The organism is Enterobacter sp. WI-ESBL-E8 (genome assembly GCF_053364895.1).
This window is the reverse complement of sequence record NZ_JBRWXJ010000001.1, coordinates 70,004-93,123: the sequence shown is the minus strand read 5'-3', so window position 1 is coordinate 93,123 and position 23,120 is coordinate 70,004. Positions and strand designations below refer to the sequence as shown.

Below are 23,120 nucleotides of genomic sequence, written 5' to 3'. Positions count from 1 at the left end.
CTTTCAGAGCAAATCTCATCAATAAAAACAAAGGAATTAAGAAAATGAAAGCACGCGTAAAACACAACACATTTCTGGCATTAAGCATTGCCGCTCTGCTGCCTGCCGGTTCCGCCATGGCGGCAACCGCGAGCGGCGGCACGGTGAACTTCAGCGGCAAAGTCGTGACCTCCGCCTGCGCCATCAGCGCAGGCAGCGCCAACATTGACGTCGATCTGGGCGAAGTGCGTACCGCCACGCTGGCGGCCGCAGGCAGCGAAGCCAGCACCGCAAAAGCGTTTGCCATCACCCTGGAAGATTGCGAAATCGCCGATACCTCAGCGTCAACGGAGGCAAATCCGATTGCCGCAACAACCGTATCCGTCACCTTCACCGGTACGCCGGACTCCACCGATGCCAATAGCCTGGCCGCCGGAGCAAACGGCAGCACCACCTCCGCGCAGCATGTGGCGATTCGTCTTTATGACGAACAGGGCAACGTGGTGAATCTGGGCGAACCCGCAGCGGCCATCCCGCTGCGTAAGGGTGCCAACACCCTGAACTTCAGCGCGAAATATTACTCGCCGCAGGGCGGTGCCACCGCGGGTGATGCCAGCGCTGTCGCGACCTACACCGTTACCTATTCGTAATTTTCAGGCCCGGTCTGCTGGCCGGGCCTGACTCAGCTTTGAGGAGCGTTACTATGCGCGTAAACACATGGATTTGCCTGGCTGCCACAGTATGTTCAACCGCCGCGTACGCCGGCGGCGTGGGGTTAGGCGCAACGCGAATGGTCTACTCCAGCGCCACCAACCAGTCCATGCTGCAGGTCAGGAACACGCATCCCGACGCCACGTTCCTGATCCAGTCATGGATGGAAAACGAGAAAGGGCAAAAAACCAACGATTTCGTTATCACGCCACCGCTGTACGTCATGAAACCCGCCAGCGAAAGCGCGGTAAAAATTATGTTTAACGGCAAAGCCCTGCCAGAAGATCGCGAAACGCTCTACTGGATGACGGTCAAAGCCATTCCGCAGCAGTCCAAAAGCGGTTCCGGCAATTCGCTGCAGTTTGCGTCGGCAAACCGCATCAAGGTCTTTTATCGCCCGGAGAGCCTCGGACAAGGCGCAGGCGAGGCATGGAAAAGCCTTTCGGGCGTGTATCGCGCCGGGAAAGTGACACTCACGAACCCAACGCCGTACTACCTCACCACTATCAACGTGAAAATTGATGGTATGCCGGTGCAGCCGGTGATGGTGCCGCCGAAATCCAGCGTGGCGCTGGCCGAAACCTTCAGCCATGCGAACACCATGAGCTATCAGACCATTAACGATTACGGGGCATGGACCCCCGCCACGCGCGCGTCGTTATCCCAATAATAAAAACAGTAAGGCGTGACCACGTGAAAAGAAAAATCCTGTGCGCCACGGTGATCTCCCTGGTGATTCGGCAAGCCGTGGCTGCCGAAAGCGAACTGCAATTTAACCCCGCGTTCCTCAACGGCGAGAGCGCAAACAGCGCCGATCTCGCCTGGGTTAACGCCGGGAGTGCGCTGCCGCCGGGAGACTACAACCTCAACGTGTATATCAATAACAACTACGCGTTCACAGGCAACGTCACGTTCCGCATTGCTGAAAATACGGCGGGAGAAGCCCTGCCGTGCCTTACGCCTGAACAAATCGCCGCGCTGGGTATCGACAGCCAGCAGGCAAAAGGCGGCGCGCTGCCGCTGGCGCAGCGCTGCATCTTCCTGACACAGGCATTTGCCGATAGCCGGTTTGATTTTGACCAGCAGACGCTCACCCTGAACTTCACCGTACCGCAAAGTGCGATGCGCAATTTGCCGCGCGGGTACGTCAGCCCGGAAAGCTGGGAGGCAGGGATCCCTGCCGCGTGGCTGAATTATGTGGTGAACGGTTCGAACAATGAATATCAGGGCGAGACGCGCACGCGCGATCGGCAGCTGTTTGCAAGCCTGAACAGCGCCATCAACCTCGGCGCGTGGCGGCTGCGTGATTTCACCACGTGGACCAAAGAGAGCAACGAGCTTACCCACGTGCAAACCTGGCTGCAGAGGGATATTCCCGGCCTGAATGCCCAGGCGTATGCCGGTGAAACCTATACCTCGTCACAGATCTTCGACTCCGTGGGCCTGCGCGGTGTTGCGCTGAAAACCGATGACAACATGCTGCCTGCCAGCCTGAGCGGCTACGCGCCGGAAGTCCGCGGTATCGCCCGCAGCAACGCCACCGTGACGGTTCGCCAGAACGGCAACATCATCTATCAAACCTCCGTTCCGCCGGGGGCGTTTGTGCTGAAAGATCTCTACCCGACGTCGTCAGGTGGCGATCTCGCGATCACCATTCAGGAGAACGACGGCAGCCAGACGCAATACACGATTCCCTTCGCCAGCGTGCCGAACCTGGTGCGTAACGGGCAGGTGAAATATGCCTTCGGTGCCGGGACCTACCGCCCGATGGGCGATCAGGCGTCGCCCTCTTTCGCGCAGGGCGAGATGTTCTACGGCTGGCGCTACGGCCTGACGTTTTACGGCGGGGCGCAGTTTGCCGATCGCTATAACGGTCTGGCTTTCGGGGTTGGGCAAAACCTCGGCCGCTTTGGTGCCTACTCCATTGACCTGACCCACGCCCGCAGCCAGCTGGCGGACGATCGGCACTACACCGGCGATTCCGTGCGCCTGCGCTACAGCAAGCTGCTGAACGACATCGGCACGCGGGTAAACTTCTTCTCGCTGCGCTACTCCACGGAGGGGTTTTATACCCTCAGCGATACCACGTACAAAGGGATGGCGGGCGGGACACCAAAGCAGATTGTGGAAGACGATGGCACCGTCACCACCCACTACGACACGGTATATAACCTGCGGATGTCGCGTAAAGCCAAAAACCAGCTGCTGCTGTCGCAGCCGATGGGGGAATACGGCTCGCTGTCGCTGTCGTGGGATCAGCAAACCTACTGGAACACGTCAAATACCACGCAAAGCCTGCAGTTCGCGTGGAACGCCACGTTTCGTAACGTGTCGCTTGGCGTCAGCGTTCAGCGCAGCGCCAGCCTGTACGACAACAAGAAAGAGAACCTTCTGGCGCTCTCCCTGTCGGTGCCGTTTGGCAACCCGCAGCTCGCCACGCGCGCCCGCTTTACGACTACCCATGCGGATTCAACCGGCACCACCGCCAGCACCGGCGTGAGCGGTTATCTGCCGGGCCAGGAGAACCTGTTTTATAGCGTTAACCAACGCTACAGCAGACAACAACAGTACGGCGGTGATGTCGCCCTGCAGTACGAAGGCGCGCGCGGGGACTATAACCTCGGCTACAGCTATACCCGCGATTCCCAAAACCTCAGCTACGGGATGAGCGGCGGCGCGGTGCTGCATGAAGATGGCCTGACGCTAAGCCAGCCGCTCGGCAATACCAATATTCTGGTTAAAGCTCCCGGGGCCAGCAACGTTTCCGTGCTTAATCACAAGGGCATCAAAACCGACAGCCGTGGCTATGCGGTGATCCCGTACGCCACGCCGTATCGCGTCAATCAGGTCGCGCTGGACGTCACCACGGCGGGTAACGACGTAGAGCTGGAAAACGCCATCGTCAACAAAACGCCCACCGACGGCGCGCTGGTCCGCGCCACCCTCGTCACGCGCCAGGGGGCAAAAGCGATGTTTAGCGTGCGTCGCGGCAACGACGTGCTCCCCTTCGGCACGCTGGTCTCACTCAGTGATGACAAAACCAGCGGCATCGTCGGCGACGGCGGCAGCCTGTATCTCTCCGGTCTGCCCGTTAAGGGCGCGTTGAGCGCGGTGTGGGGCCGCAGCAGCGACCAGCGCTGCACCATTAACTATGCGTTAAATAAGAAAAATTATAATGCCCGCACCGGCCTTTATTCACAGGAGGTGGTATGTCAGTAACGCTTCGAATGGCCAGCATTGTCCTGCTGCTGTTTTTTACTCTCCCCGTTCGCGGCTATGACGTGCTGGTTTCCGTCACCGGCAATTTGATCGGCAATACCTGCGTGGTCGCCGCGGGTTCTAAAGAGCAGGAGGTACCGCTGGGGACCATTGGGATAAAACAGTTCCCCCGAGCAGGGGCGGTAAGCAATATCAAAACGCCCTTCACAATCAGGCTTGAAGCCTGCGGGCCGACCTTTGCCGGGGTAAAAATCCGCTTCAGCGGCACGCCGGACGATGACGACCCGCAGCTGGTAAAAATTGCCGACGGCGGCGCAACCGGCGTGGCGGTGCAAATCCTCGATAAAGACGGCGTGCTGATTCCACTGAACACGCAAACCACCGCCTGGGGCACGCCGGGCGATGACAGCGTAGAGATGACCTTCTATGCCCGACTGGCCGCCACGGGCGCGCCCGTCAATGCCGGCGACGTCTCTGCTTTCGCGACCTGGACCACGGAGTATCAATGATGCGTTTATTTTTTTTTATTAGCGGATTACTGCTCTGCGCCAGCGTACAGGCGATGGAGTGGAAATCGGATATTACCCTCTCCCCTCAGCCGATGACCTACAGCGGGCCCGCGGATTCGGTAGTGCCGGGCAACATCATCGGTTCGACCTGGAGCGCCACCGTCAGCGTGCAGCAGGTATTCTGGTGCGGCTGGGTGTTTACCTGCTCCAAAGGCACGCTGGAGCCGAGCAGCAGCGCAATTTCAAGCGGCATGACGGTTACCATAGATGGCGTGAACTACACCATTTTTGAAACCGGCGTGCCGGGGGTGGGGTATATCATCGGGCTGAAGGATTTCAACGGCTCCGCCTGGATACCGTTGCAGGGCGGTATTACGCAAAGCTACCCGGCGGATGGTACCAATGGCTATGCCACCGATTTAGGCTGGTCGGCCAAGGTGACCTTTATTAAGACCGGCACGGCCCTGAAATCAGGGGTTTACCAGATCCCCACCATCAACGCCGCGGTCCTGACCGCGTATAACAACGAGGTCAAAACGGCAAAGGTCATTATTAACCCTACCACCATCACCGTCACGGCGAGCGGCTGTACGGTGGGCACCAAAAGCGCGAATGTCGATCTGGGCACGATTGATATCCGTACCTTGACCACCGTGGGCAGCACGTCACCTTCCGGGTCGTTTAACGTCAGCCTGACCTGCGATGCGAACGTGGCGGTTAACGCGGTGATGACCGATCAGACCACGCCGTCGAATACCTCGTCGGTGGTCACGCTGACAGGCGACTCCACGGCGTCCGGCGTGGGGGTGCAGTTTTTCTATAACGGCACCGGCCCGCTGATGATGGGGCCAGACAGCTCGGCGGCGGGCACGACGAACCAGTTCTTTATCCAGAGCACCACCGCGGCGCAAACCCTGTCGCTGCCGTTCCAGGCGCAGTACATCCGCACCGGCGAGCTGGTCCCCGGCTCGGCGAACGCCCTGGCAAGCATTACGTTTTCCTACCAGTAGGGGCTAGTGCTTCACCCACACCAGCTGGTCAACCCGGAAGCCCAGACTGCGCGCGGTGTTCAGGTAATCCTGCTTCACCGCCTCAGGAAGGGTTGGCGTGCGCGACAGGATCCACAGGTAATCGCGGTTCGGGCCGCTTACCAGCGCGTACTGGTACTTATCGTCGAGCCTGATCACGTTATAGCCGCCGTAGAACGGGCCGAAGAACGATACCTTCAGCGCGGCGGTGGTCGGTTCGCCGGTAAAGTACGCTTTCCCCTCGCTCTCGTTCCACTTGTTCTTCACCGGATCGTAGCCCCGGTTAAGCACGCTAATGCCGCCGTCGCTGCGCTTGCCGTAGGTGGCAGTCACCTGCTCCAGACCGCGTTCAAAGCGGTTTTCCAGGCGGGCGACCTCATACCATTTGCCGAGATAGCGGCTGGCGTCAAAACCGGAAATCGGCTGCACGCCTTTCGGCGGCGTAGGGGATTTACAGGCGACCAGGGTCAGGGCAATGGCAACACCGGTCACAACAGGCCATAGCTTCATGAGAATTCCTTTCATTTGCACGGTTGGATGTTAAGTGTAGTGCACCGTTTCGGCGCTTCATCCCGTTCGGGAAAATTCGTAGTATATTGAGAGTATTCCTCCACTCTGGACACGGACATGGCTTACTCCATCGGCGAATTCGCCAGACTCAGCGGCATCACCGCCACCACCCTGCGGGCGTGGCAGCGTCGCTACGGTTTACTCAAGCCACAGCGCACGGAAGGCGGCCACCGCCAGTACAGCGATGAAGACGTCCAGCAGGCGCTAAAAATCCTCGACTGGGTAAAAAAAGGCGTCCCGATCGGCCAGGTCAAACCGCTGCTGGAACGCCCGACGCCGGGCCGGACCAACAACTGGCAAACTCTGCAACAGAACATGCTGCAGCGCCTGCAGGACGGCAAAGTCGAGTCCCTGCGCCAGATGATTTACGACGCCGGACGCGAGTACCCGAGACCCGAACTGGTCGCTAACGTGCTGCGCCCGCTGCGCAGCCAGGTTTCGGCTAACGTCGCCGCCGCCATGACCCTGCGCGCAATTCTCGACGGCATCATCATCGCCTACGCCTCGTTCTGCCTCGAGGGCGATAAAAAAGCGCCGGGCGATAATATTCTGCTCAGCGGCTGGCACCTGAACGACCCGTGCGAGATCTGGCTCGAAGCCTTAACGCGCACCGGACAGGGCCACCGGATCGACATTCTGCCCTCGCCCCCTGACGCGCTGGCACCGGAAATTTTCCCGGAGCGCAAATGGCTTCTGGTCACCAGCGGCAAGCTCACCGCGGCGCGGAAAAAGCAGGTGGCGCAGTGGCAGCAGCAGGTTTCCCTTGAGGTGATTATCCTCTGACGATTTTCTCCTGTGGGAATTGTCACGAAAAGTTGAATATTTTCCCGCGCTGCGAATGCTAACGTTTTCCTGTGACCACTCACTCCACAGGAAAATATCATGAAAAAAACGACCCCTCTGCTGATCCTGGCCGCGATGGCCTTTACTCCTGCCGCCTTCAGCGCCGCCCCGGCTGGCACGCTGAGCGTACACGTTCTCGACCAGCAAACCGGGATGCCGCCGTCGGACGTGACCGTTACCCTGGAAAAGCAGGAGCAGGATAAATGGACCCAGCTTGCCAGCGGTAAAACCGACCATGACGGACGCATCAAATCGCTCTATCCGCAGGACCAGGACATGCAGCCCGGCGTGTATAAAGTGACCTTCAAAACCGCAGAGTACTTCCACGGCAAAAAGCTGGACTCCTTCTTCCCGGAAGTCCCGGTGCTGTTCACCGTAACCCGCACCAACGAGAAGCTGCACATCCCGCTTCTGCTGAGCCAGTACGGCTACTCGACCTACAAGGGCAGTTAATACTTGTTGATTTTAAAGGAATATAAAAAATAATTCCGCGAATACTTGGACAAATTAGTCATGTTGTGTAAGTTTTAAGTATATGAACGGGAGGACCACACCATGACAACGAAACCTGTGCTCGGTATTAGCGGATGTTTGACCGGTTCCGCCGTACGCTTTGACGGCGGACACAAGCGTATGGGCTTCGTCATGGATGAGCTGGCCCAGTGGGTGAATTTCCGCCCCGTCTGCCCGGAAATGGCCATCGGCCTGCCGACGCCCCGCCCGGCGCTGCGCCTGATCGTGACGACGAATGGCGAAACGCAGATGCGCTTCAGCCATGCGCCTCATGACGACGTTACGCAGAAAATGGCGGACTTTACGGCAGACTTTTTGCCGAAGATCGGCGATCTCTCCGGTTTTATCGTCTGCGCGAAATCCCCAAGCTGCGGCATGGAACGCGTGCGGCTGTATGATGAAAACGGCAACCGGGGCCGCAAGGAGGGGGTCGGGCTGTTCACCGCCGCCCTCCTTGAAACCTGGCCGTGGCTGCCGGTGGAGGAGGATGGACGCCTGCACGACCCGGTGCTGCGGGAAAACTTCGTCGAGCGCGTTTTTGCGCTGCACGAGCTGAACATACTGCGTAAAAATGGCCTGACGCGCCGCGCGTTGCTGGACTTCCACAGCCGCTACAAGCTCCAGCTGCTGGCACACCACCAGGCGGGTTACCGTGAAATCGGCCCGTTCGTTGCCTCGCTGTACGAGTGGGAAGACCTGGACGCCTTCTTCGTGGCGTACCGGGAAAAGCTGATGACCATCCTGAAAAAACCCGCCTCGCGGAAGAATCACACCAACGTGCTGATGCATATTCAGGGGTATTTCCGTAACCAGCTGAACACCCGCCAGCGCGGCGAGCTACGCGACGTGATCCTGCACTATCGCAACGGACATCTGCCTATCCTCGCCCCGATCACGCTGCTGAAGCACTACCTGGCCGAGCACCCCGACCGGTATCTGATGACGCAAAACTACTTTGATCCCTATCCTGATGATTTGGGTCTGCGTCTGGCAGTCAAATGATCACAAAAATGCGAAGGCCCCATTGACCCGTAGAGGCCCAAAGCAGTACCCCGTTTAGACGACATCCTCACTGTCGTCTCTTTTTTGCATTTCATCTAAAAGGCTGTGATTATATACAGGCTTATTCTGCAAAAAGGGGCCTGCCTGTGATCAACACCCTGCACATCCAAAACTACCGCTCCATCCGCGATATGTCGCTGGAGCTGGAGCAGCTCAACATCGTCTTCGGGCCGAACGGCACCGGAAAATCCAATATCTACAAGGCGATACACCTGATGCACAGCGCCGCACAGGGGCAGTTTTCCCAGGCGCTGGCAAACGAGGGCGGCATTCTGAAGGTGTTCTGGGCAGGCAAAACCCGCAGCGACCAGCTGCGACGGATGAACCTGGAGGTGGAAACGGAGACCTACGAATACGAGCTGCAGGTAGGGTTTGTCGAGAAGCTGCCTTACCCTTCGCAGTTTCAGCTAGACCCGGTGATTAAAGAAGAGTCCATCTGGCTGAGCGGCCAGCACAGACGCCCGTCGTCCCAGCTGATGAAGCGCAGGAATCAGGCGGTGTTTCTGAATAACGTGCATCACGAGAAAGTGACCCACAGCGGCACACTTTATGAAAACGAATCGGTATTCGGCCAGCTCGGCGAGCCGCATCTCTACCCGGAAGTGTCGCAGATGCGCGAGTCCCTGCGGAACTGGCGCTTTTATCATGAGTTTTCCGTCTCATCCGGCTCGGCAATGCGCGCCCCGCAGGTCGGCTTCCGCTCCCCGGTGCTGGCCAGCGACGGCGCCAACCTGGCGGCGGCGTTCCAGACTATCGTCGAGATTGGCGACGAACTGCTGCTGATGCGCATTCTCGACCAGGCCTTCCCCGGCTGCGTGTTCTACAGCGACAACAGCGGCGGGCGCTTCCGGATGATGATGCAGCGCGAAGGGCTGAGCAGACCGCTTGAACCGGCGGAGTTCTCTGACGGCACCCTCCGCTTCCTGTGCCTGGCGGTGGCGCTGTTAAGCCCGCGCCCACCGGCGTTTATCGCGCTCAACGAACCGGAAAACAGCCTGCACCCGCAGATGCTACCCGCCCTTGCGAGCTTAATCGCCGAGGCCAGCCGCTACTCGCAGATCTGGCTCACCAGCCACTCGCCGGAGCTGGCGACGTTGATTGAGAAACAGAGATCGTTTTCGCTGTATCAGCTGTCGATGGTGGAGGGAGAGACGAGGGTGGAGAGGCTGGGGTAAACGCCGGGTGGCGCTGCGCTTACCCGGCCTACAAATGAGTCCGAAACGTTTTTCGCCACTCCGCCGGACTGACCTCAGTTCATGGGCTATCCTCCGGTTGGTGTGATAAGGAGGATAGCCCGTTGCCCTGCTTAACAATGTGGGTTAAAGGGCGATAACCGATGAAATCGGGTCAATCGATAAACCGCTTGCGCACCCGCTCCAGCGGCGCGATAAGCAGGTTGATGAGCGGCTTACGATCGATAACGATATCGGCGTTAACCGTCATCCCGCCCATCAGCAGACGCTTTTTCTTGTCCGGGTCGGTAAACCAGGAAGGCACCCGCACTTTAGCAAGGTAGTAGTTCTGCCCCTCCTGCAGCGGGATGAGCGCCGAATGGGCATCGATGTTCACCTCATAGAAATCAGACAGGGTTGCCTCTACCGAGCCATATTTATCCACCGGCCAGGAGTCAAAGCGCAGCTTCACCTTATCCCCTTTTGCCACCCGGCCCACCCCCGTGGCAGGCACATAGAGATACCCCTCCATCGACGCGGCGGTATTTTTACGGATCACCACCACCACTTCGCTGTTTTGCGTAATGGCCCGGCCCGGCGGGAAGTTAATCGCCACCACGTAGCCGTCGGCAGGAGCCAGCATCGCCATGGTTGAACTGCCCCGGCTGGAGAGGTTGCGGTCAATTTCGCTGATCCGGTTCTTCACGTACAGCTGCTCCTCGCTCAGGGAGTCGATTTGCGACTGGGTGCTGTCGGTGAGGCTGGTTTTGCGCGCCTCGAGGTCAAGGATGGTGCTCTCTTCCAGGGTCAGGTTGAGCTGGGCGTTAAGCACGTCGTTGTGGCTTTTATCGAGATCCACCTTTGAGACATAGCCTTTGCCCGATACCGATTTCCACGCCTCGTACGTGTCGGTGTTGTTTTTAAGCAGCGCGCGCAGCTTTTTCACCTTATCGCGGGAAACCGCTATCTGCCGGTCGGTAAGATCCAGCTGCTGCGCCAGGTTTTTGCGGTAGGACGCAATAGAATCATCAATGGCCTGAATGCGCTGCTCGCTGCGCTTTTTCTCCGCCTCCATCTGCTGGCGGTCGAACTGTACCACCGACCCCTGCTTGCCGCCGTAGTCCTGCGAAACGGTAAAAAGCGGGTCATTCTCTTTCACGTACTGGCCCGGACGCACCGCGAAATCAACGATGGTGCCGGACTCTCTGGCGCGGACTTCCACATCGCCCTGGGCCGGGATCAGCACGCCGCGCGCCAACGTGGTCTCCGAAAAATTAAAAACGATGGAAAAGACCAGCAGGCAGAGGAAAAAGGAGATAAACAGCGTCAGCACGCCTTTCAGGCGCGGGACGTTGATCTCATAGCTCTTTGAAAAATGGTGCGGGATTAGCGCCCGACGTTGTCGGCTTCGGTTTTTTAATTTCACGACATGTCATCCATGATAAATCACTGAAAGATCGTCCCATGCACTCCAGAGCGTGGGGGTTTTACGCAGCGCATTCAGCGTGGCGGTGGCGGCCTGGCGGTAGTCCTCTGGCGCATACGTCTGGCTCTCTAACCCAAACTCCGCCGCGTGCAGCGAACAGGTGGGCACCAGCGTGCGAACCGCGTATCCGTAGCGCGTTAAAAAACGCGTCGAGACATCCGTTAACCACGCTTTCTGGTCGCCCGCCTGGGTCATGAACAGCGGTGCATCCGGGAGGCGTTCATCCATCAGCAGCACGGTCACCAGCCGATGCGGCGCGAAAAACGCCCCCGCACGCCGCCCTTCGTGAGCGGCCATCAGCTTGTGCAGCGCAGGCTGGCGGGTGACAAACTGAAAGCGCACGTCTTCTGGCGCGGTGGCGAGCAGCGCATCCGCGATAAGGCCAAACCCGGCCCAGCGCATGCCCAGCAGCAGGGTGCGAGGACGGGAATAGAAATCCTGCTCGCGGGTGAATTCCGCCACGCGGGCATGGAGATCGAAGCGCACGTTGCGCCGCCACAGCGCGGGCGGGAAGATCTGTTCCACGAAGTTAAAGCCGCTCATCTCCCGGGCGTTCTGTCGCAGAAAATCGGCCGGGACGTCGGCCTCCGGGCAGCGCATAAACTGGCTGTAGTTTTGCGTTATCCGGCCTGCCAGCAGGGTGCGTCCGGCCTGCCGGGCGCAAAGTCGGGCGTAGAGACGGGGGAGAAACATCATTGCTCACTCTCCCGCAGCGTGCCGTTTTCCATGGTGTAGAGCCGTCCGTGGCAGCCGACCACCTCCGGCGAGTGGGTGACGAAAACCAGGCCGATTCCCAGACCACGCAGATTCGCCAGCACCTTCTGCGCGGTGGTTTTATCGAGGTTTGCCGTGACTTCATCGCACAGCAGCAGCTTCGGCTGGCTGTACAGGGCGCGCGCCAGCACCAGACGCTGCATCTCACCGGCGGAGAAAAAGGTGTTCCCCGGCAGCAGCTCCGTTTCATAGCCGTGCGGCAGACGCGCCACCACGTGGTCGATCTCCGCCAGACGGCAGGCGGCAATCACCCGCTCTTTGTCCGGGGCGCTATCAAAACAGGAGAGGTTATCCAGGATTGAGCCGGTAAAGAGAATATCGTCCGCGTGCACGATGCGAATATGCTGGCGCAGCGAGGAGAGATCGCATTCGGTAATGGGGATCGCGTTGATCCGCAAGCTGCCCGAAGTGGAGAGCAACATCCCGGAGATCAGGCGCAGCAGCGTGGTCTTCCCGGAACCGCTCTGGCCGACAATCACCGCTTCTTCTCCCTGCTTCAGCGTCATGTTGATGTGCTGAAGCGTCGCCTCGCGCCCCGGATAGGCAAAAGAGACATCCTCAAATTCCAGGCTGACGGGCGAGGTCACAATCTTCCGGCCGAACTGGCTGGCTTCGGAGGGGGCAAACAGCAGGTCGCCAACGCGATCCAGCGGCCCCTTCAGCGCATTTTTATCCAGCAGCTTTTGCGCCACCTGCACCATCGCATCGGAGAAATAACGTTTGTAGCTTATGTAGGCGTAGAGCATCCCGATGCTCATCTGCCCTTCCAGAATAAGCCAGGCGCCGAAGCAGACCACCAGCAGCTGCTCGGCGTTGATCACCAGCAGCGAGGCGACGTCAAAGCGGGCCAGCAGGCGCTCTTTGCGCATCAGCCCGGCAATGTGTTCGCGCTGAGATTTGTCCATCACCGCGTCCCGGGCCTGCTCCATGTTGTTGGCCTTCAGGGTGATGATCCCCTTCTGCGTCTCCACCAGCAGCGATTCATACTTCGCGGTGCGCTCAATGGAGTCATCCACCGCGCGCTGGTAAGGGCCAATCAGCGAAAAGCGGATCAGGAAAAACACCCCCATCAGCAGCATCGTCAGCACGGCGATTTTCACGTTATACAGCAGCATAAACAGCAGGCTGGTAAAGGCGATCAGGCTGGAAAAGAGGATCTGCACATAGCCGTTGCTGATGAACTCCGCGCAGGCGTGGAGTGATTTTTCAATCGCCAGCACGATGCCAGGCGGGCGGCTGCGGAACCAGCCGGTCTGGGTGCGCAGCATATAGCGGCGTACCGACTGGCTGAGGTCGTCATAGGCAATGTTGCGCATCAGGATCTCAAGTATCTGCTTGAGGAACTTACCTATGACTTCAAAAATAAAGACAATGGCGAAGATCGCGGTGAGTAAAATCACCAGATCGTTGTCGTTTCGCGAGATGGCCTCGTCCATGATCAGCTGCACGTAGGTGGGGCTGGCCAGCATGGTGATGAGGGTAAAAATCGAGAGCACAAACAGCAGCACCTGCCGCTGGAACAGGCTTGGGGATTTGTTGGCCAGCCGGCCCAGCGTGAGCGTATCGTCGGGCGATTTTTTGTCGAAGCGCGGCGTTGGCTTGAGCTCCAGCACGTAGCCGGAAAAGAGTTTTTGCGCCTCCTTGAGGCTGTAGCGACGCACGCCGCTGGCCGGGTCGTGGACCGTCACGCTGCGGCCGTCGACCTTCACGATAACCACGAAGTGATTGCCGCGCCAGAAGGCGATGAGCGGCAGTTCGGCACTTTCAATTTCAGTGATTTCGCCCTTTAGCACCCGGCCCGTCATATTTTTATCGCTGGCGAGGGTCATTAATTCCGCCATCGAGGTTCCCGCGTCGGCAGAAACCGAAATCTCCCTGCGCAGCTGGCTGACGGAGACATGGTGTTCGTAGTGCCCCAGCACCATCGCCAGGCAGGCCAGCCCACATTCGGTAAATTCATGCTGGCGAATAACGGGTGTCTTACCCTTTTTTTTATACTGAAAAAGCGAAAACATAATTATCCGTGGCTGAAATAAAAAAATGGCCCGGCAATGCGGGCCATAGGTGCATAGGTCAAGAACTTATGCGCTGAAGAAGCCGCCGATGAAGCCGCCCACCAGGCCAAACACGCCGCCGATGGTGCCGCCCAGCGCGCCTAACATCTGGCTGCCCGCGTTATAGCCCGCGCTCGCGCCCTGAATGGCAGCAGCAAACGGATCCCAACCACCGATGATGGCCTGTGCTTTTTTGAAATCGATAACTTGCATGATTGTCTTCCTGTTAATCTGAATTAGTTGTAGCTGCCAACCAGCGCACCCAGGAAGCCCATCGCGCCACCCAGAATTCCGCCAACCACACCGCCTACCATGCCCATGATGCTTGCTCCGGTGTCGTAACCCAGCTGTGCGCCCTTAACGAGGCCAGCGAACGGGTTTAATGCACCACCGATAATGTCTTTCGCTTCTACGAATGAAATCGCTTTCATTTTATTCTCCTGTAGTTGTAAATCTTCAGCTTGCGCCAAAGGTTAATTTCCTTTTATGAAGGAAAGCGGTTGTTACGGGCAGCTCGAAAGCGGAATGATTTTATTCCCATAAATAATCATCCGCCTTGCTGGCTGCGCGTAATTATCTATTTCCAGCCGTTGACCCGGCGGAAGATATTTTGAATCGTTATATTGTGAGCTACACCCCTGTGAGGAGACATATTTAAACCAGGTATTCCCGGTATTACTCACCACCCCGTTGCTAAACGCATAATCAAAATGTCTTGTCCATGGGCGGACAATTAAAATAGCCTCAAGCGAAACCACCACATCCGACTGGATGCGTTGGCCTTTGCTCATCACAACCCGCGCCTGGAGCGGCGTCTCGGTGAATTTAACGCGATAATAGCGCTCTTTGCTGTCGTGCGGACCGGTGTAATAAAACTTAAAACCGGCCTGCTCGCCGCTCTCCAGCGTTAACTGTTTAGGCGAGAACATTACCTCGCCATCTTTTATTTCAGTCTCTTTTCCGTGCTCTTTAGGAATATCGACCTGAATAAGCGAAACAGTATAATTCTGTCGAACGCTGGTATCGTTTTTTATTGGCTGAAAAACAACTTCTTTTTCGGGTAGAAAATCAATATTTAGACTTTCAATAATTAAAGCATTTGCGCTTGCAGAAATGAAGCAATTTATTGCGAAAATAGCCAGGAATTTTCCAGTCATCATCGTTTAATTCCAGGAAGCGCTGACATCAATTCGACCCTGGGCCGTCACTTCGCCAAACCAGTTATTACCGTCATAGGTGGTTTTCGATACCGGGTTATTCATCACAAACTGCAACACCAGCGGCGTTTTCCACAGCCACATGTCCGTCACACCGGAGCTTATCTTGTCCCACTCTTCCGCATGGGTGGCGGGCGCGGGAATGGACAGCGCTTCGCCCTTGCAGTTATGCGCCTTCAGCGTTTGGCTTTTGCCCACCAGCACGTTGCCGGGGATCGGCACGGTGAAGCCGTTGCCGCTAAAGGCGCAGTAGTCCACGCCGTTCAGGCTCTGCGTCGGCCCGGTGACCTTCACCGTTACCGCAATCGCCGCGTCTTTCTGCGCGCCGCTGTAGGTAATGGTGTAGGGGATCTCAATCGGCGCCTCGCCAATTGTTCCTTTTCCGGAGCCGCCAAGGCCGTTAGGGTCGAGGGTGTAGTCCGGGCTATCCGGCACAATCGCCAGTCCTGGCTGGATAGGGTTAATGACCAGCCCTCCGCCCGGCTGGAAGCAGAAATCCGCCGCCAGCGAACTGTTGCCCGGCGTCAGGCACAGGCTGACGATATTGCCAATGTTGCTGCCATCCCCCGCCTGCGCCACGCTCAAAATCAGCGCCTTCGGTAAAAAGATTTTAAGGTTGGCCTTGCCGCCGTTTTTTTGCGGCGCGGCGAGGAAGGTATTCGCCAGCACGCGGGTATCGCTCAAAATACCGCCGGAGATGCTGTACCAGTTGCTCTCGTCGAAGGTGATTTCCGCCGCCAGACCCGTTCCGCCGCTCATGTGCGACTGCAGCACGCCGTTAACGCGGGATGACGTCAGCGCCAGGCCCGGGTTATAGCCGGTGATATCTTCGCCGACGAAGGTATATTCCAGCAGCGAACAGAGCACGCCCGACACCGTATTGCGGGTGTATTTGGTGCAGGTCGCCCCGGTGGAACCATCCACAATCGTGACCTCGCCGCTGATCGGGTCTATCCCCAGATCCAGCGCCCGCGAGTTGGTCATGGTCAACGTCCCCACCTTGTGCAGCGTGTTGGTGGTGGTCACCTTATTGATAGAGGTGATCTGCGGCGTGGAGGTAATGGTCACCTCGTTGCCGGGAGCCGCATTGAGCAGATAGTTAAAGAACGGATCCCCCAGCACCCAGCGGCCATAGGAGGTGCCGGGTTCGACGATCGGCGGTTTCACCACCATAGCGGTGTCGGTATAGCTTGTCGCCGCGGTATAGCCCGTGGTGCCGCAGCTTGAAGAGCACGCGGTGCCCTTAAAGAACGGCGAGGCGCTGGAGCCGGTGACGCTGAAGTTGATGGTCAGCGCGCTGCCCGCAGGGCCGGTAAAGCTGTTGTCCGGAATGTAGCTGGCAATCCCGTTGTTGGTTTTGGCGCTCAGGGTCGGCCACTCGCGCGATCCGTGTAAAAACGCGGTTGAGGTGCTGTTCAGGCTAAACAGCGCCGCCGTGTTGCCCGTCCCGTTGTTGTCCGGGTTGTTGATCGCAAAATAGGGCATCTGCTGCGCCTGCGCAGCCGCGCTAATCAGCAGCAGATTAAGAGCGAATATCTTTTTCATCTTCACGTTCCCGCGTTCCTTTTGCTTCCTGCCAGACGAAATCGCCCTTATCGCAGGAGATGTCCCCAAGCCACAGCGCGCCGCGGTTGGACTCGATATCCAGACGCACCTCGCAGACGCTGTCGTCCGGCGTGGCAATGCTGAGCACCGGATTATTCTTGTCCACGTCAATCACGAAGCGACCGTCGTTTTCCGTGCGGGTCAGCCCGACGTGGTTTTTGATTTGCGTGGCGCTCACCGGGTTGCCGCTGGCATCGACAAGGCGACCAAACAGGGTGACGATTTTTTTCACCTGCGGCTTCATCACCACCGTGTTACCCGGGTAGACCGTGATATGCCGACGGGCATTCGCGCCGATGTCATAGCTTTCGGTCCCGGTTTCGCTGTTCATCACCTCCAGGTCATAGGCCTGATAGGCCGGCAACGACAGCCAGGTTTTATCGCCCTTAATGCGCTCCGTGCGGCCGTTCAGCTTCAGCGTGAGCGACTCGTCGGACTTCAGTCCGGTGCTGACAATCACCCCTGCGCTGTCGGTCCCTTTACCTGCCGCTATCGCTTCTTTTGACCAGCCGACGCTGCCGTCGCTGGTCAGCGTGGAGTTCCAGCCCTTGCTGGTGCCGCTCTGCACGCTGAGGATGTTGCTGTTCCACGGCGTGTCGAAGCTGACGCTGCCGCCGCCGCTCACCGTGCGATCCTGGTTGCTGCTGAAGGCTCTTGAGACGTTGGCGGTGACCGACTTCAGGTAATCCCCTTCGAACTGGCGGCTGGCGCTGACGTTAAGCGCCGTGCCGGTATCGCGGTTATGCGACACGCCCACGGAGACGGTGTTACCCAGTGGGATGGCAAAGTCGAGCATCACGTAGCGGTCTTTCTCTTCGTAGTACCCTTCGTACTTATTGCGCGACATGCCCAACCGCAGGCGCGCCGTGCCGTAACGACCGGCGTACAGCCCCTGGGAGTAGTCAATCTGATAGCGTTTATAGCGGTATACGTCGTCTTCCTGCCGCATCAGGCTCAGGTTCCCGGCGGAAGGCAGGCCAAACGACGGCAGGCTGAACGACGCGCCCCACGTGTTGCCTTTGTTTTCATAGATATCGAGGAACTTGCCGCTGGAGAGTTGCTCGTGGGAGTACCAGACCGAACCGATATTCCACGGCAGGCTGACGTTAGCCCCGTAGTTGGCGCGGTACGTGCCGTCCGAGGCGGCCATCGTCTGGGTGTTCACCGAGAAATACCCGGTCAGGTTCAGGGAGGCCCACAGTTCGCTGACCACGTGTTCGCGCATCATGTAGCCGGACGCGTTCCAGTCGACCATCCCGCTGCGCTTGCTGAAGGAGGTGCCGACCAGCGACATGGTGTCTTTGTGCTTAGTGTCGTAATCGTAGTAGTAGCTGTTGTCCTGCTCGTTTTTCCGTTTGGCATACTTCTTGTAGTTGACGACGGATTTGTCGCGGCTATAAATACCGCCCCACGTCTGCCAGCGCAGCGACTCCGACACGTTATTGCTGAAGGGTTTGTTCACCGTGTACATGCTGCGCGACACGGTGCGGCTGCCGCTGACCACTTCCACTTCCACGCTGTAGATACCGTAGGGCAGCGCGCTGGTGTCGATTTCGTGGTTACCCACGTCAAAGCGCTGAATGCCAATAAGCTGGCCGTCGCGGCGAATACGGGCTTCCCCGGCCGTCGGGAAATAGACCACCACCGGCGTCAGGGAGAGGGTATTGTCCCGCTTGCGCGAGTTAGCCTGGTTGCCCACCGACACGCCGTACACTTCACCACCGGAAATACCGCTGACGCTGGCCAGCGACTGCATCGCCCAGCCGTTCAGCATCCCGGCGGCGTAGCGCATGCCCTGATAGTCACGTTCCCACATCACCGCGTTCATCTGGGTGTCGCTGCTGCTTTCGTTAACGTAGCCAGAGCCATCGACCAGCAGGTGATCGACCCCCATCGAGATCCAGCTTTTGGCGTTGAGATAGCCGGACGACCAGCTATCGCCGTAGCCGCTTTCGGTATGATATGCGCCAAGGTTATAGGAGAGCGTGCCGCTCAGATCGTCTGATTCAGGGGCATCGATATCCACTTCACGGGGACGAATGTTGACCCCGTAATCGCGCTGGGAGAGATTCAGCAGCAGACGCATCTTTTTCTGGTCCAGCTCAAACGCCGACCCGGCGCTCACCGGAATACGCATTTGCTCGTCGAACTGTTTGCCGCTGATGCTTTGCAGCAACGTCCGCATCTCTTTCGACAGACGAATACCGTTATCAGACTCCTGGACCTGCACGTCGCGCAGCCCGAGCTGCCGATCTTTCGCGTAAATCGTCACGTCGCCAATACGGACATATTCGCTCACGTCACGCGCGCCGCTCGCCGTTTGCGCGGCATTCGGGCGGGTATTGACCAAATAAACAGGGATTTTGATCCCCTGCTCCAGCAGGGCATAGAGCGAGTCGGGAAAACGGTAATTAGCGATAACCACGGAGCTGGAGGCAGCATGCGCATACGCGGGCAGGAGGCCGGATGTGCACGCCATCATCACCGGCAACACTAATTTATTTTTCACCATGCATCCTTACTTAACAGGAATGAACTGTTTCAGGTCCCAAATTCCGAGATGAAAATGGCTGTCCGTAACGTTGATATCGTCGATCGCGCGTGAGGTACCCGGCATCAGGTAGAAGTTTTTAACGCACGGCGTGGTCGGTGATTCCGGGTTGGGTTTCAGGCACGTCCCGCTCGCATTCACGCGAAACGCGGTATTGCCTTTATTGGTTATTTTTCCGGCCACGTAGACGTAATCGACGTTCTTCTTCCGGGGCTGTACCACCAGAATGGTGCTCACCACGGCGCGGGTCATCCCTTTGCCATTCTTTTGCGAGCCGTTATCAAGATCTTCGCTGACCCCTTCATCAATGAAGGTCACGCGGTAGTAGCGCTCCCGGTCATCGGCCTTGCCGTGGTAGTAAAATTTGACGATATTGCTGGTGCCGGCGGGCATAACCATGCGCGTGGGCGTCAGCAGCAGTTCGTCGATTTTCTCCGGGTTAATGACAATGCCTTCATCCATCGGGCTGCTGATACGCTGGGCGCTGATGGAAATAATGCGCACGCTGTCCGCTTCGTTTTTTAATTCCTTGGCGGTGGAGTCGGCATCGGCAGGAATAATGGTGGTGACTTTGCCCACATTAATTGCCAGCGCGGAGGAAGAGACAAAGAGTAAAAAGAAGAAGATGGGTTTGAGGCTAAACATGATATTTCCCTAAACAGGGGCTTACGCCCCTGTAACTGTCAGCTCTTAGCCCCAGGTTGCGCGGAACGCAACGGACACAGTACCTTCCCACAGGCTGTTGGTCAGGTCTTTGAACTCTTTCGCCGCACCGGTGCTGTCCTGTGCAGAATCGACGTAGAACACAAATTTGTCCTGGCCGGTCACTTCGGTATTCGCCGCCGCGCCTGCGCTGGTGGTCAGGTTCCACAGGCCAGAAGAGACGCCGGTGTTGTTTGAAGAGTCAACCAGGGTCGTCCATGCCGTTGATTTCGCACCCACTGTGCCACCGATTGAGCCCAGATCGGTCCCGCCAAAGCGCGCGCCCACTTTCAGCTTGGTTGATTCGCCGCCAACGCTGAACAGGGTGTTGTCAGAGTCGTCAACAATCGCTTCCAGTTTGAAGCTGGTCGCTGAAGAGTGGTCACCACGAATAGCCACATCAAACAGACCGGTGTCGGTGTTAAAGGCTTTCGAGCTTGCGCTATAAACGAAGTTAAGGGCACGCGTCGGCGTGACAACCAGATCGGAATCGCTGTCTTTCGTTGCAGAAGCCTGCCAGGTTGCAGAAGCGGTAGTTTCCGCTGCATTAACAGCGCTCAGGGCAGAAAGAGACAGCAGTGAGCCCAGAACGATAGCGTTCAGTTTGTTCATTTATTTAGTCCTTCAAAAAAGAATCCAGATGTTTAAAAAAGGGGAGCCCCTTTTTCGAGGCGGAGTATAGTCACCCCAAAAATAACGAGGCAATACAGAAAATTTCATCCTGCCCACGGGAAAGGACGAAAAAAAACAGAATACATTTGCATCTTGTTGTTACATAATGAATAAACTTGAGACTTCTTGATTAATAGACAAACATCTATTCTTATTACTTTGCCGTAATATCAGGATGTCGGCACGGCCACGCACATCATTATAGGCAATACCAGTCCTTTAATTAGCCAGGCATGACTTTTAACCCGGGTAACATAAAAGAAGTCGATATTGTCCAGCAGTAACTCATTGACGATGCCGTCCGGTGCAACATCATCTTCAGATTTATTCAGTTTCTTTCCTTTAATATAGAAAATATCGCTGCCGGCCACTTTCTCAACATTGAGCACGTAGTTTCGATCTATCAAATAGCGCTTGTCACCACGGGTAAAATCCCCCTTGTGGATCACCGTGACAATATCGTTGCTGTTAAAAAGAAACAGCGTCGTTAAGGACATGTCTGCTGATTCTCCCGTGGAGTATTTTTTCCAGGAAACCGTATCTGACTGACAGCCAAATCCCTCTTCCTGCGTTCTTTCAGGGTGAAACAGAAGAAAGGCGATACCAGAAAGGAGCACGACCACGCCTAATACTATGCTCAGATTTAACTTCGACACGATCTTAACTCCCTGTCAGGCTTCTGTAAGAGATGCAGTTTTTGTAGCTATCGACGTTATCCTGTAGATAACAGACAGCCAGGAAATCATTTTCCAGCTGTGACTTTTTAAATTTTGAATAATACGCGTCAGCGTCCTGATGTTCGCAGTCGATCTGTTGATGAGCGATGACCTCTTTGGCCCGCTCAAAGTAAGCCTGCTGCGGCTGATACATATTTTTGTCGATAAGATAAACCGTACAGCGCTCGATTTTGCCCAGCAGATGGATATCAGACTCTTTCGGGCGCTCTGCCACGCGCATGTTTTGATAGAAAAAAAGCGCAGCAATGCCGGCAATGACGACCAGCGCCATTACGCACAGCGTGGTAAAGCCGCTGTCCCGACGACGCAGGCGCGCAGGCGGGTCTCGCTGTTGAGTTACCACGTCGGGCGCTTCCGCCACGATTTTCTCCGGGGCAGAGACGGGTGGCCTTACCGTGTGATGTTCTATATGCGCGGCCAGGCTAAATCCTTTACCACGAATTGTTTTAATCAACAGAGGATCGCGGCCTAAACTGCGAAAGGCTTTTCTAATTTCACTTATGGCAACATTAAGGCTAACCGAGGAGCCGGAAAACCCGCGGTCTTCCCATACTTTCTTAATCAGATCGTCCCTGTCGAGGGTTTTCCCATTATTAATGATAAGTTCATATAGCAACCGTGCCGCCTGGTTGGATAACTTAATGGAAGATTCCTCTTCTCCATTAATCATGATCACACCGGAGTCCACTTCATAAAGCATTGCGAGATCAATAAGATACTTCATATGATTATTACACCACTGTTCTTAACGACTGTATTTGTCTCGCAATAATAGGTCTAAAGAGTGTGTGGTCAAGTCATCAAATATTATTTGAGCAAGCGGCATAGAAAACTTCATAAATTAACAATTATTAATTCATTAATCAGGAACTCCGAATGAAGGTGTTTAGGTTATGATCTTAAAAAAAACATTATAACAAGATTATAATCTTATAATATGCACACAATCGGAATAATGTTTTGTTATGTATCTTTTTGATGCAACATAATATCGTCAAGGCTCGTACTCAGGTCGCTATGCGGGTTAGCCGATATCAGTGTGTTGCGCAGCCGGGAAATATTCTTTTTTATACAAAACAAAACATTATGGAGTTTATCATGTTCAAAACGATCATGACCGTATCTGTGCTTGCCGCAGCCATTGCTTCTACTCAGGCGATTGCCGCTGATAACTCAGCAGGTGGCGTAATTAACTTTACCGGTGCGATTACCGATACCACCTGTACGATTAATGGCGGAAAAAGCGCGGATATGACCGTCGCCCTCTCCCCAATTTCGGTTAAGGATGCCGGAACTACGGTTGGCCTGATTACGAAAAATAAAAAATCCATTTCGTTAACCTTCTCGGGCTGTACGCCTGCTGCGGGCACGACCGGCACGCCGCTGAAAGTGTACTTCTCCAGCGCCGATAATATTTCTACCGACGGTAAATACCTGCTGAATAACAGCGTCAATGAAAGTGACGCAAGCGTGGCCCGTAACGTAGGTTTCGCATTAGTGGAGCCGGGTAAATCAACGCCTGTTACGCTCAATCAGGCTTACACCACCAGCATTATGGGTACTGCAGCGGCGCCAGATTCTGAAACGCTGACGCTGGACGTTTATTACTATAAAACCAATGCCGCTGCCGCAACGGTCGGTGCATTGAGCTCTAACGTGACGTACACCATTTCCTACCTGTAATTTCAGTTAATCAGGCTTCGTTTCTGCGGAGCC

The 23,120-nt window shown here is 56.5% G+C and carries 23 protein-coding genes; 10 read left to right on the top strand and 13 right to left on the bottom strand.

The window, feature by feature from the left end; genetic code table 11:
* The first annotated feature begins 44 nt into the window (after positions 1-44).
* From ACWHWP_RS00440 to ACWHWP_RS00420, 5 genes are read left to right on the top strand one after another with little or no spacing between them, the layout of a single operon-like run.
* Positions 45-629, top strand: a complete 585-nt coding sequence (locus tag ACWHWP_RS00440; protein WP_059310307.1) for a fimbrial protein — start codon at positions 45-47, stop codon at positions 627-629.
* A 53-nt stretch (positions 630-682) separates the two neighbouring features.
* Positions 683-1,360 carry a fimbria/pilus periplasmic chaperone gene (locus tag ACWHWP_RS00435; protein ID WP_059310306.1) on the top strand — a complete coding sequence of 226 codons (678 nt, stop codon included), beginning with the start codon at positions 683-685 and terminating at the stop codon, positions 1,358-1,360.
* A gap of 23 nt (positions 1,361-1,383) precedes the next feature.
* On the top strand, positions 1,384-3,909 hold the full coding sequence (locus tag ACWHWP_RS00430; RefSeq protein WP_447854884.1) for a fimbria/pilus outer membrane usher protein: 2,526 nt from the start codon (positions 1,384-1,386) through the stop codon (positions 3,907-3,909).
* Positions 3,900-4,418 (top strand): fimbrial protein, encoded by a 519-nt coding sequence (locus ACWHWP_RS00425; protein ID WP_447854883.1) that lies wholly within the window; start codon positions 3,900-3,902, stop codon positions 4,416-4,418. The genes ACWHWP_RS00430 and ACWHWP_RS00425 overlap by 10 nt, the downstream gene beginning before the upstream one ends.
* The gene (locus tag ACWHWP_RS00420; RefSeq protein WP_447854882.1) at positions 4,415-5,428 is read left to right on the top strand and encodes a fimbrial protein; all 1,014 of its coding nucleotides are present in this window, start codon (positions 4,415-4,417) and stop codon (positions 5,426-5,428) included. The genes ACWHWP_RS00425 and ACWHWP_RS00420 overlap by 4 nt, the downstream gene beginning before the upstream one ends.
* A gap of 3 nt (positions 5,429-5,431) precedes the next feature.
* Here ACWHWP_RS00420 and ACWHWP_RS00415 read toward each other — a convergent pair whose 3' ends face one another.
* Positions 5,432-5,956, bottom strand: coding sequence for a lipocalin family protein (locus tag ACWHWP_RS00415; protein ID WP_059310303.1), 525 nt, complete (start codon positions 5,954-5,956; stop codon positions 5,432-5,434).
* A gap of 117 nt (positions 5,957-6,073) precedes the next feature.
* Between ACWHWP_RS00415 and ACWHWP_RS00410 the strand changes: the two genes are divergently transcribed.
* The 4 genes from ACWHWP_RS00410 (at position 6,074) to ACWHWP_RS00395 (ending at position 9,609) form a co-directional block, all read left to right on the top strand.
* Positions 6,074-6,799: a MerR family transcriptional regulator gene (locus ACWHWP_RS00410; RefSeq protein ID WP_429055306.1), complete on the top strand. Its 726-nt coding sequence runs from the start codon at positions 6,074-6,076 to the stop codon at positions 6,797-6,799.
* A 99-nt stretch (positions 6,800-6,898) separates the two neighbouring features.
* Positions 6,899-7,312, top strand: coding sequence for a hydroxyisourate hydrolase (gene uraH, locus ACWHWP_RS00405; RefSeq protein ID WP_447854881.1), 414 nt, complete (start codon positions 6,899-6,901; stop codon positions 7,310-7,312).
* 102 nt (positions 7,313-7,414) lie between these two features.
* Entirely contained in the window at positions 7,415-8,374 is a 960-nt protein-coding gene (locus ACWHWP_RS00400) for a YbgA family protein (protein WP_447854880.1), read from the top strand.
* A gap of 146 nt (positions 8,375-8,520) precedes the next feature.
* Positions 8,521-9,609, top strand: coding sequence for an AAA family ATPase (locus tag ACWHWP_RS00395; protein WP_447854879.1), 1,089 nt, complete (start codon positions 8,521-8,523; stop codon positions 9,607-9,609).
* Between the two features lie 172 nt (positions 9,610-9,781).
* Here the strand turns inward: ACWHWP_RS00395 and ACWHWP_RS00390 are convergent, their stop codons facing one another.
* The 12 genes from ACWHWP_RS00390 to ACWHWP_RS00335 form a co-directional block, all read right to left on the bottom strand.
* Positions 9,782-11,032 carry an HlyD family secretion protein gene (locus tag ACWHWP_RS00390; protein ID WP_063432242.1) on the bottom strand — a complete coding sequence of 417 codons (1,251 nt, stop codon included), beginning with the start codon at positions 11,030-11,032 and terminating at the stop codon, positions 9,782-9,784.
* Between the two features lie 6 nt (positions 11,033-11,038).
* Positions 11,039-11,788, bottom strand: coding sequence for a hypothetical protein (locus ACWHWP_RS00385; protein ID WP_447854878.1), 750 nt, complete (start codon positions 11,786-11,788; stop codon positions 11,039-11,041).
* Positions 11,785-13,881 carry a peptidase domain-containing ABC transporter gene (locus ACWHWP_RS00380; RefSeq protein WP_059310295.1) on the bottom strand — a complete coding sequence of 699 codons (2,097 nt, stop codon included), beginning with the start codon at positions 13,879-13,881 and terminating at the stop codon, positions 11,785-11,787. The genes ACWHWP_RS00385 and ACWHWP_RS00380 overlap by 4 nt, the downstream gene beginning before the upstream one ends.
* Positions 13,882-13,947: 66 nt before the next feature.
* On the bottom strand, positions 13,948-14,133 hold the full coding sequence (locus ACWHWP_RS00375) for a hypothetical protein (RefSeq protein WP_001196016.1): 186 nt from the start codon (positions 14,131-14,133) through the stop codon (positions 13,948-13,950).
* A 23-nt stretch (positions 14,134-14,156) separates the two neighbouring features.
* Entirely contained in the window at positions 14,157-14,351 is a 195-nt protein-coding gene (locus tag ACWHWP_RS00370) for a hypothetical protein (RefSeq protein ID WP_013094846.1), read from the bottom strand.
* Positions 14,352-14,423: 72 nt separating this feature from the next.
* Positions 14,424-15,080, bottom strand: a complete 657-nt coding sequence (locus tag ACWHWP_RS00365; RefSeq protein WP_235836459.1) for a hypothetical protein — start codon at positions 15,078-15,080, stop codon at positions 14,424-14,426.
* A 3-nt stretch (positions 15,081-15,083) separates the two neighbouring features.
* Positions 15,084-16,682, bottom strand: a complete 1,599-nt coding sequence (locus tag ACWHWP_RS00360) for a hypothetical protein (RefSeq protein ID WP_059310294.1) — start codon at positions 16,680-16,682, stop codon at positions 15,084-15,086.
* Positions 16,660-19,254 carry a CS1-pili formation C-terminal domain-containing protein gene (locus ACWHWP_RS00355; protein WP_063432246.1) on the bottom strand — a complete coding sequence of 865 codons (2,595 nt, stop codon included), beginning with the start codon at positions 19,252-19,254 and terminating at the stop codon, positions 16,660-16,662. The genes ACWHWP_RS00360 and ACWHWP_RS00355 overlap by 23 nt, the downstream gene beginning before the upstream one ends.
* A gap of 6 nt (positions 19,255-19,260) precedes the next feature.
* The gene (locus ACWHWP_RS00350; protein WP_059310292.1) at positions 19,261-19,938 is read right to left on the bottom strand and encodes an EcpB family pilus assembly chaperone; all 678 of its coding nucleotides are present in this window, start codon (positions 19,936-19,938) and stop codon (positions 19,261-19,263) included.
* A gap of 45 nt (positions 19,939-19,983) precedes the next feature.
* Positions 19,984-20,607: a common pilus major fimbrillin subunit EcpA gene (locus ACWHWP_RS00345; protein ID WP_059310291.1), complete on the bottom strand. Its 624-nt coding sequence runs from the start codon at positions 20,605-20,607 to the stop codon at positions 19,984-19,986.
* 230 nt (positions 20,608-20,837) lie between these two features.
* Complete coding sequence (locus ACWHWP_RS00340) at positions 20,838-21,323, bottom strand: hypothetical protein (RefSeq protein WP_074164749.1); 486 nt, start codon at positions 21,321-21,323, stop codon at positions 20,838-20,840.
* A gap of 4 nt (positions 21,324-21,327) precedes the next feature.
* On the bottom strand, positions 21,328-22,128 hold the full coding sequence (locus ACWHWP_RS00335) for a transcriptional regulator (protein WP_063432248.1): 801 nt from the start codon (positions 22,126-22,128) through the stop codon (positions 21,328-21,330).
* Positions 22,129-22,502: 374 nt separating this feature from the next.
* Between ACWHWP_RS00335 and ACWHWP_RS00330 the strand changes: the two genes are divergently transcribed.
* Positions 22,503-23,087, top strand: coding sequence for a fimbrial protein (locus tag ACWHWP_RS00330; protein ID WP_059310288.1), 585 nt, complete (start codon positions 22,503-22,505; stop codon positions 23,085-23,087).
* Positions 23,088-23,120: the final 33 nt, after the last annotated feature.

Bases quoted from the DNA above. Each gene is read 5' to 3' on its own strand.
- ACWHWP_RS00385 (WP_447854878.1), bottom strand. From the start codon at position 11,788: ATGATGTTTCTCCCCCGTCTCTACGCCCGACTTTGCGCCCGGCAGGCC.
- ACWHWP_RS00380 (WP_059310295.1), bottom strand. From the start codon at position 13,881: ATGTTTTCGCTTTTTCAGTATAAAAAAAAGGGTAAGACACCCGTTATT.
- ACWHWP_RS00440 (WP_059310307.1), top strand. From the start codon at position 45: ATGAAAGCACGCGTAAAACACAACACATTTCTGGCATTAAGCATTGCC.
- ACWHWP_RS00410 (WP_429055306.1), top strand. From the start codon at position 6,074: ATGGCTTACTCCATCGGCGAATTCGCCAGACTCAGCGGCATCACCGCC.
- ACWHWP_RS00350 (WP_059310292.1), bottom strand. From the start codon at position 19,938: ATGTTTAGCCTCAAACCCATCTTCTTCTTTTTACTCTTTGTCTCTTCC.
- ACWHWP_RS00345 (WP_059310291.1), bottom strand. From the start codon at position 20,607: ATGAACAAACTGAACGCTATCGTTCTGGGCTCACTGCTGTCTCTTTCT.
- ACWHWP_RS00400 (WP_447854880.1), top strand. From the start codon at position 7,415: ATGACAACGAAACCTGTGCTCGGTATTAGCGGATGTTTGACCGGTTCC.
- ACWHWP_RS00435 (WP_059310306.1), top strand. From the start codon at position 683: ATGCGCGTAAACACATGGATTTGCCTGGCTGCCACAGTATGTTCAACC.
- ACWHWP_RS00330 (WP_059310288.1), top strand. From the start codon at position 22,503: ATGTTCAAAACGATCATGACCGTATCTGTGCTTGCCGCAGCCATTGCT.
- ACWHWP_RS00355 (WP_063432246.1), bottom strand. From the start codon at position 19,254: ATGGTGAAAAATAAATTAGTGTTGCCGGTGATGATGGCGTGCACATCC.
- ACWHWP_RS00420 (WP_447854882.1), top strand. From the start codon at position 4,415: ATGATGCGTTTATTTTTTTTTATTAGCGGATTACTGCTCTGCGCCAGC.
- ACWHWP_RS00370 (WP_013094846.1), bottom strand. From the start codon at position 14,351: ATGAAAGCGATTTCATTCGTAGAAGCGAAAGACATTATCGGTGGTGCA.
- uraH (WP_447854881.1), top strand. From the start codon at position 6,899: ATGAAAAAAACGACCCCTCTGCTGATCCTGGCCGCGATGGCCTTTACT.
- ACWHWP_RS00335 (WP_063432248.1), bottom strand. From the start codon at position 22,128: ATGAAGTATCTTATTGATCTCGCAATGCTTTATGAAGTGGACTCCGGT.
- ACWHWP_RS00365 (WP_235836459.1), bottom strand. From the start codon at position 15,080: ATGATGACTGGAAAATTCCTGGCTATTTTCGCAATAAATTGCTTCATT.
- ACWHWP_RS00375 (WP_001196016.1), bottom strand. From the start codon at position 14,133: ATGCAAGTTATCGATTTCAAAAAAGCACAGGCCATCATCGGTGGTTGG.
- ACWHWP_RS00415 (WP_059310303.1), bottom strand. From the start codon at position 5,956: ATGAAGCTATGGCCTGTTGTGACCGGTGTTGCCATTGCCCTGACCCTG.
- ACWHWP_RS00360 (WP_059310294.1), bottom strand. From the start codon at position 16,682: ATGAAAAAGATATTCGCTCTTAATCTGCTGCTGATTAGCGCGGCTGCG.
- ACWHWP_RS00425 (WP_447854883.1), top strand. From the start codon at position 3,900: ATGTCAGTAACGCTTCGAATGGCCAGCATTGTCCTGCTGCTGTTTTTT.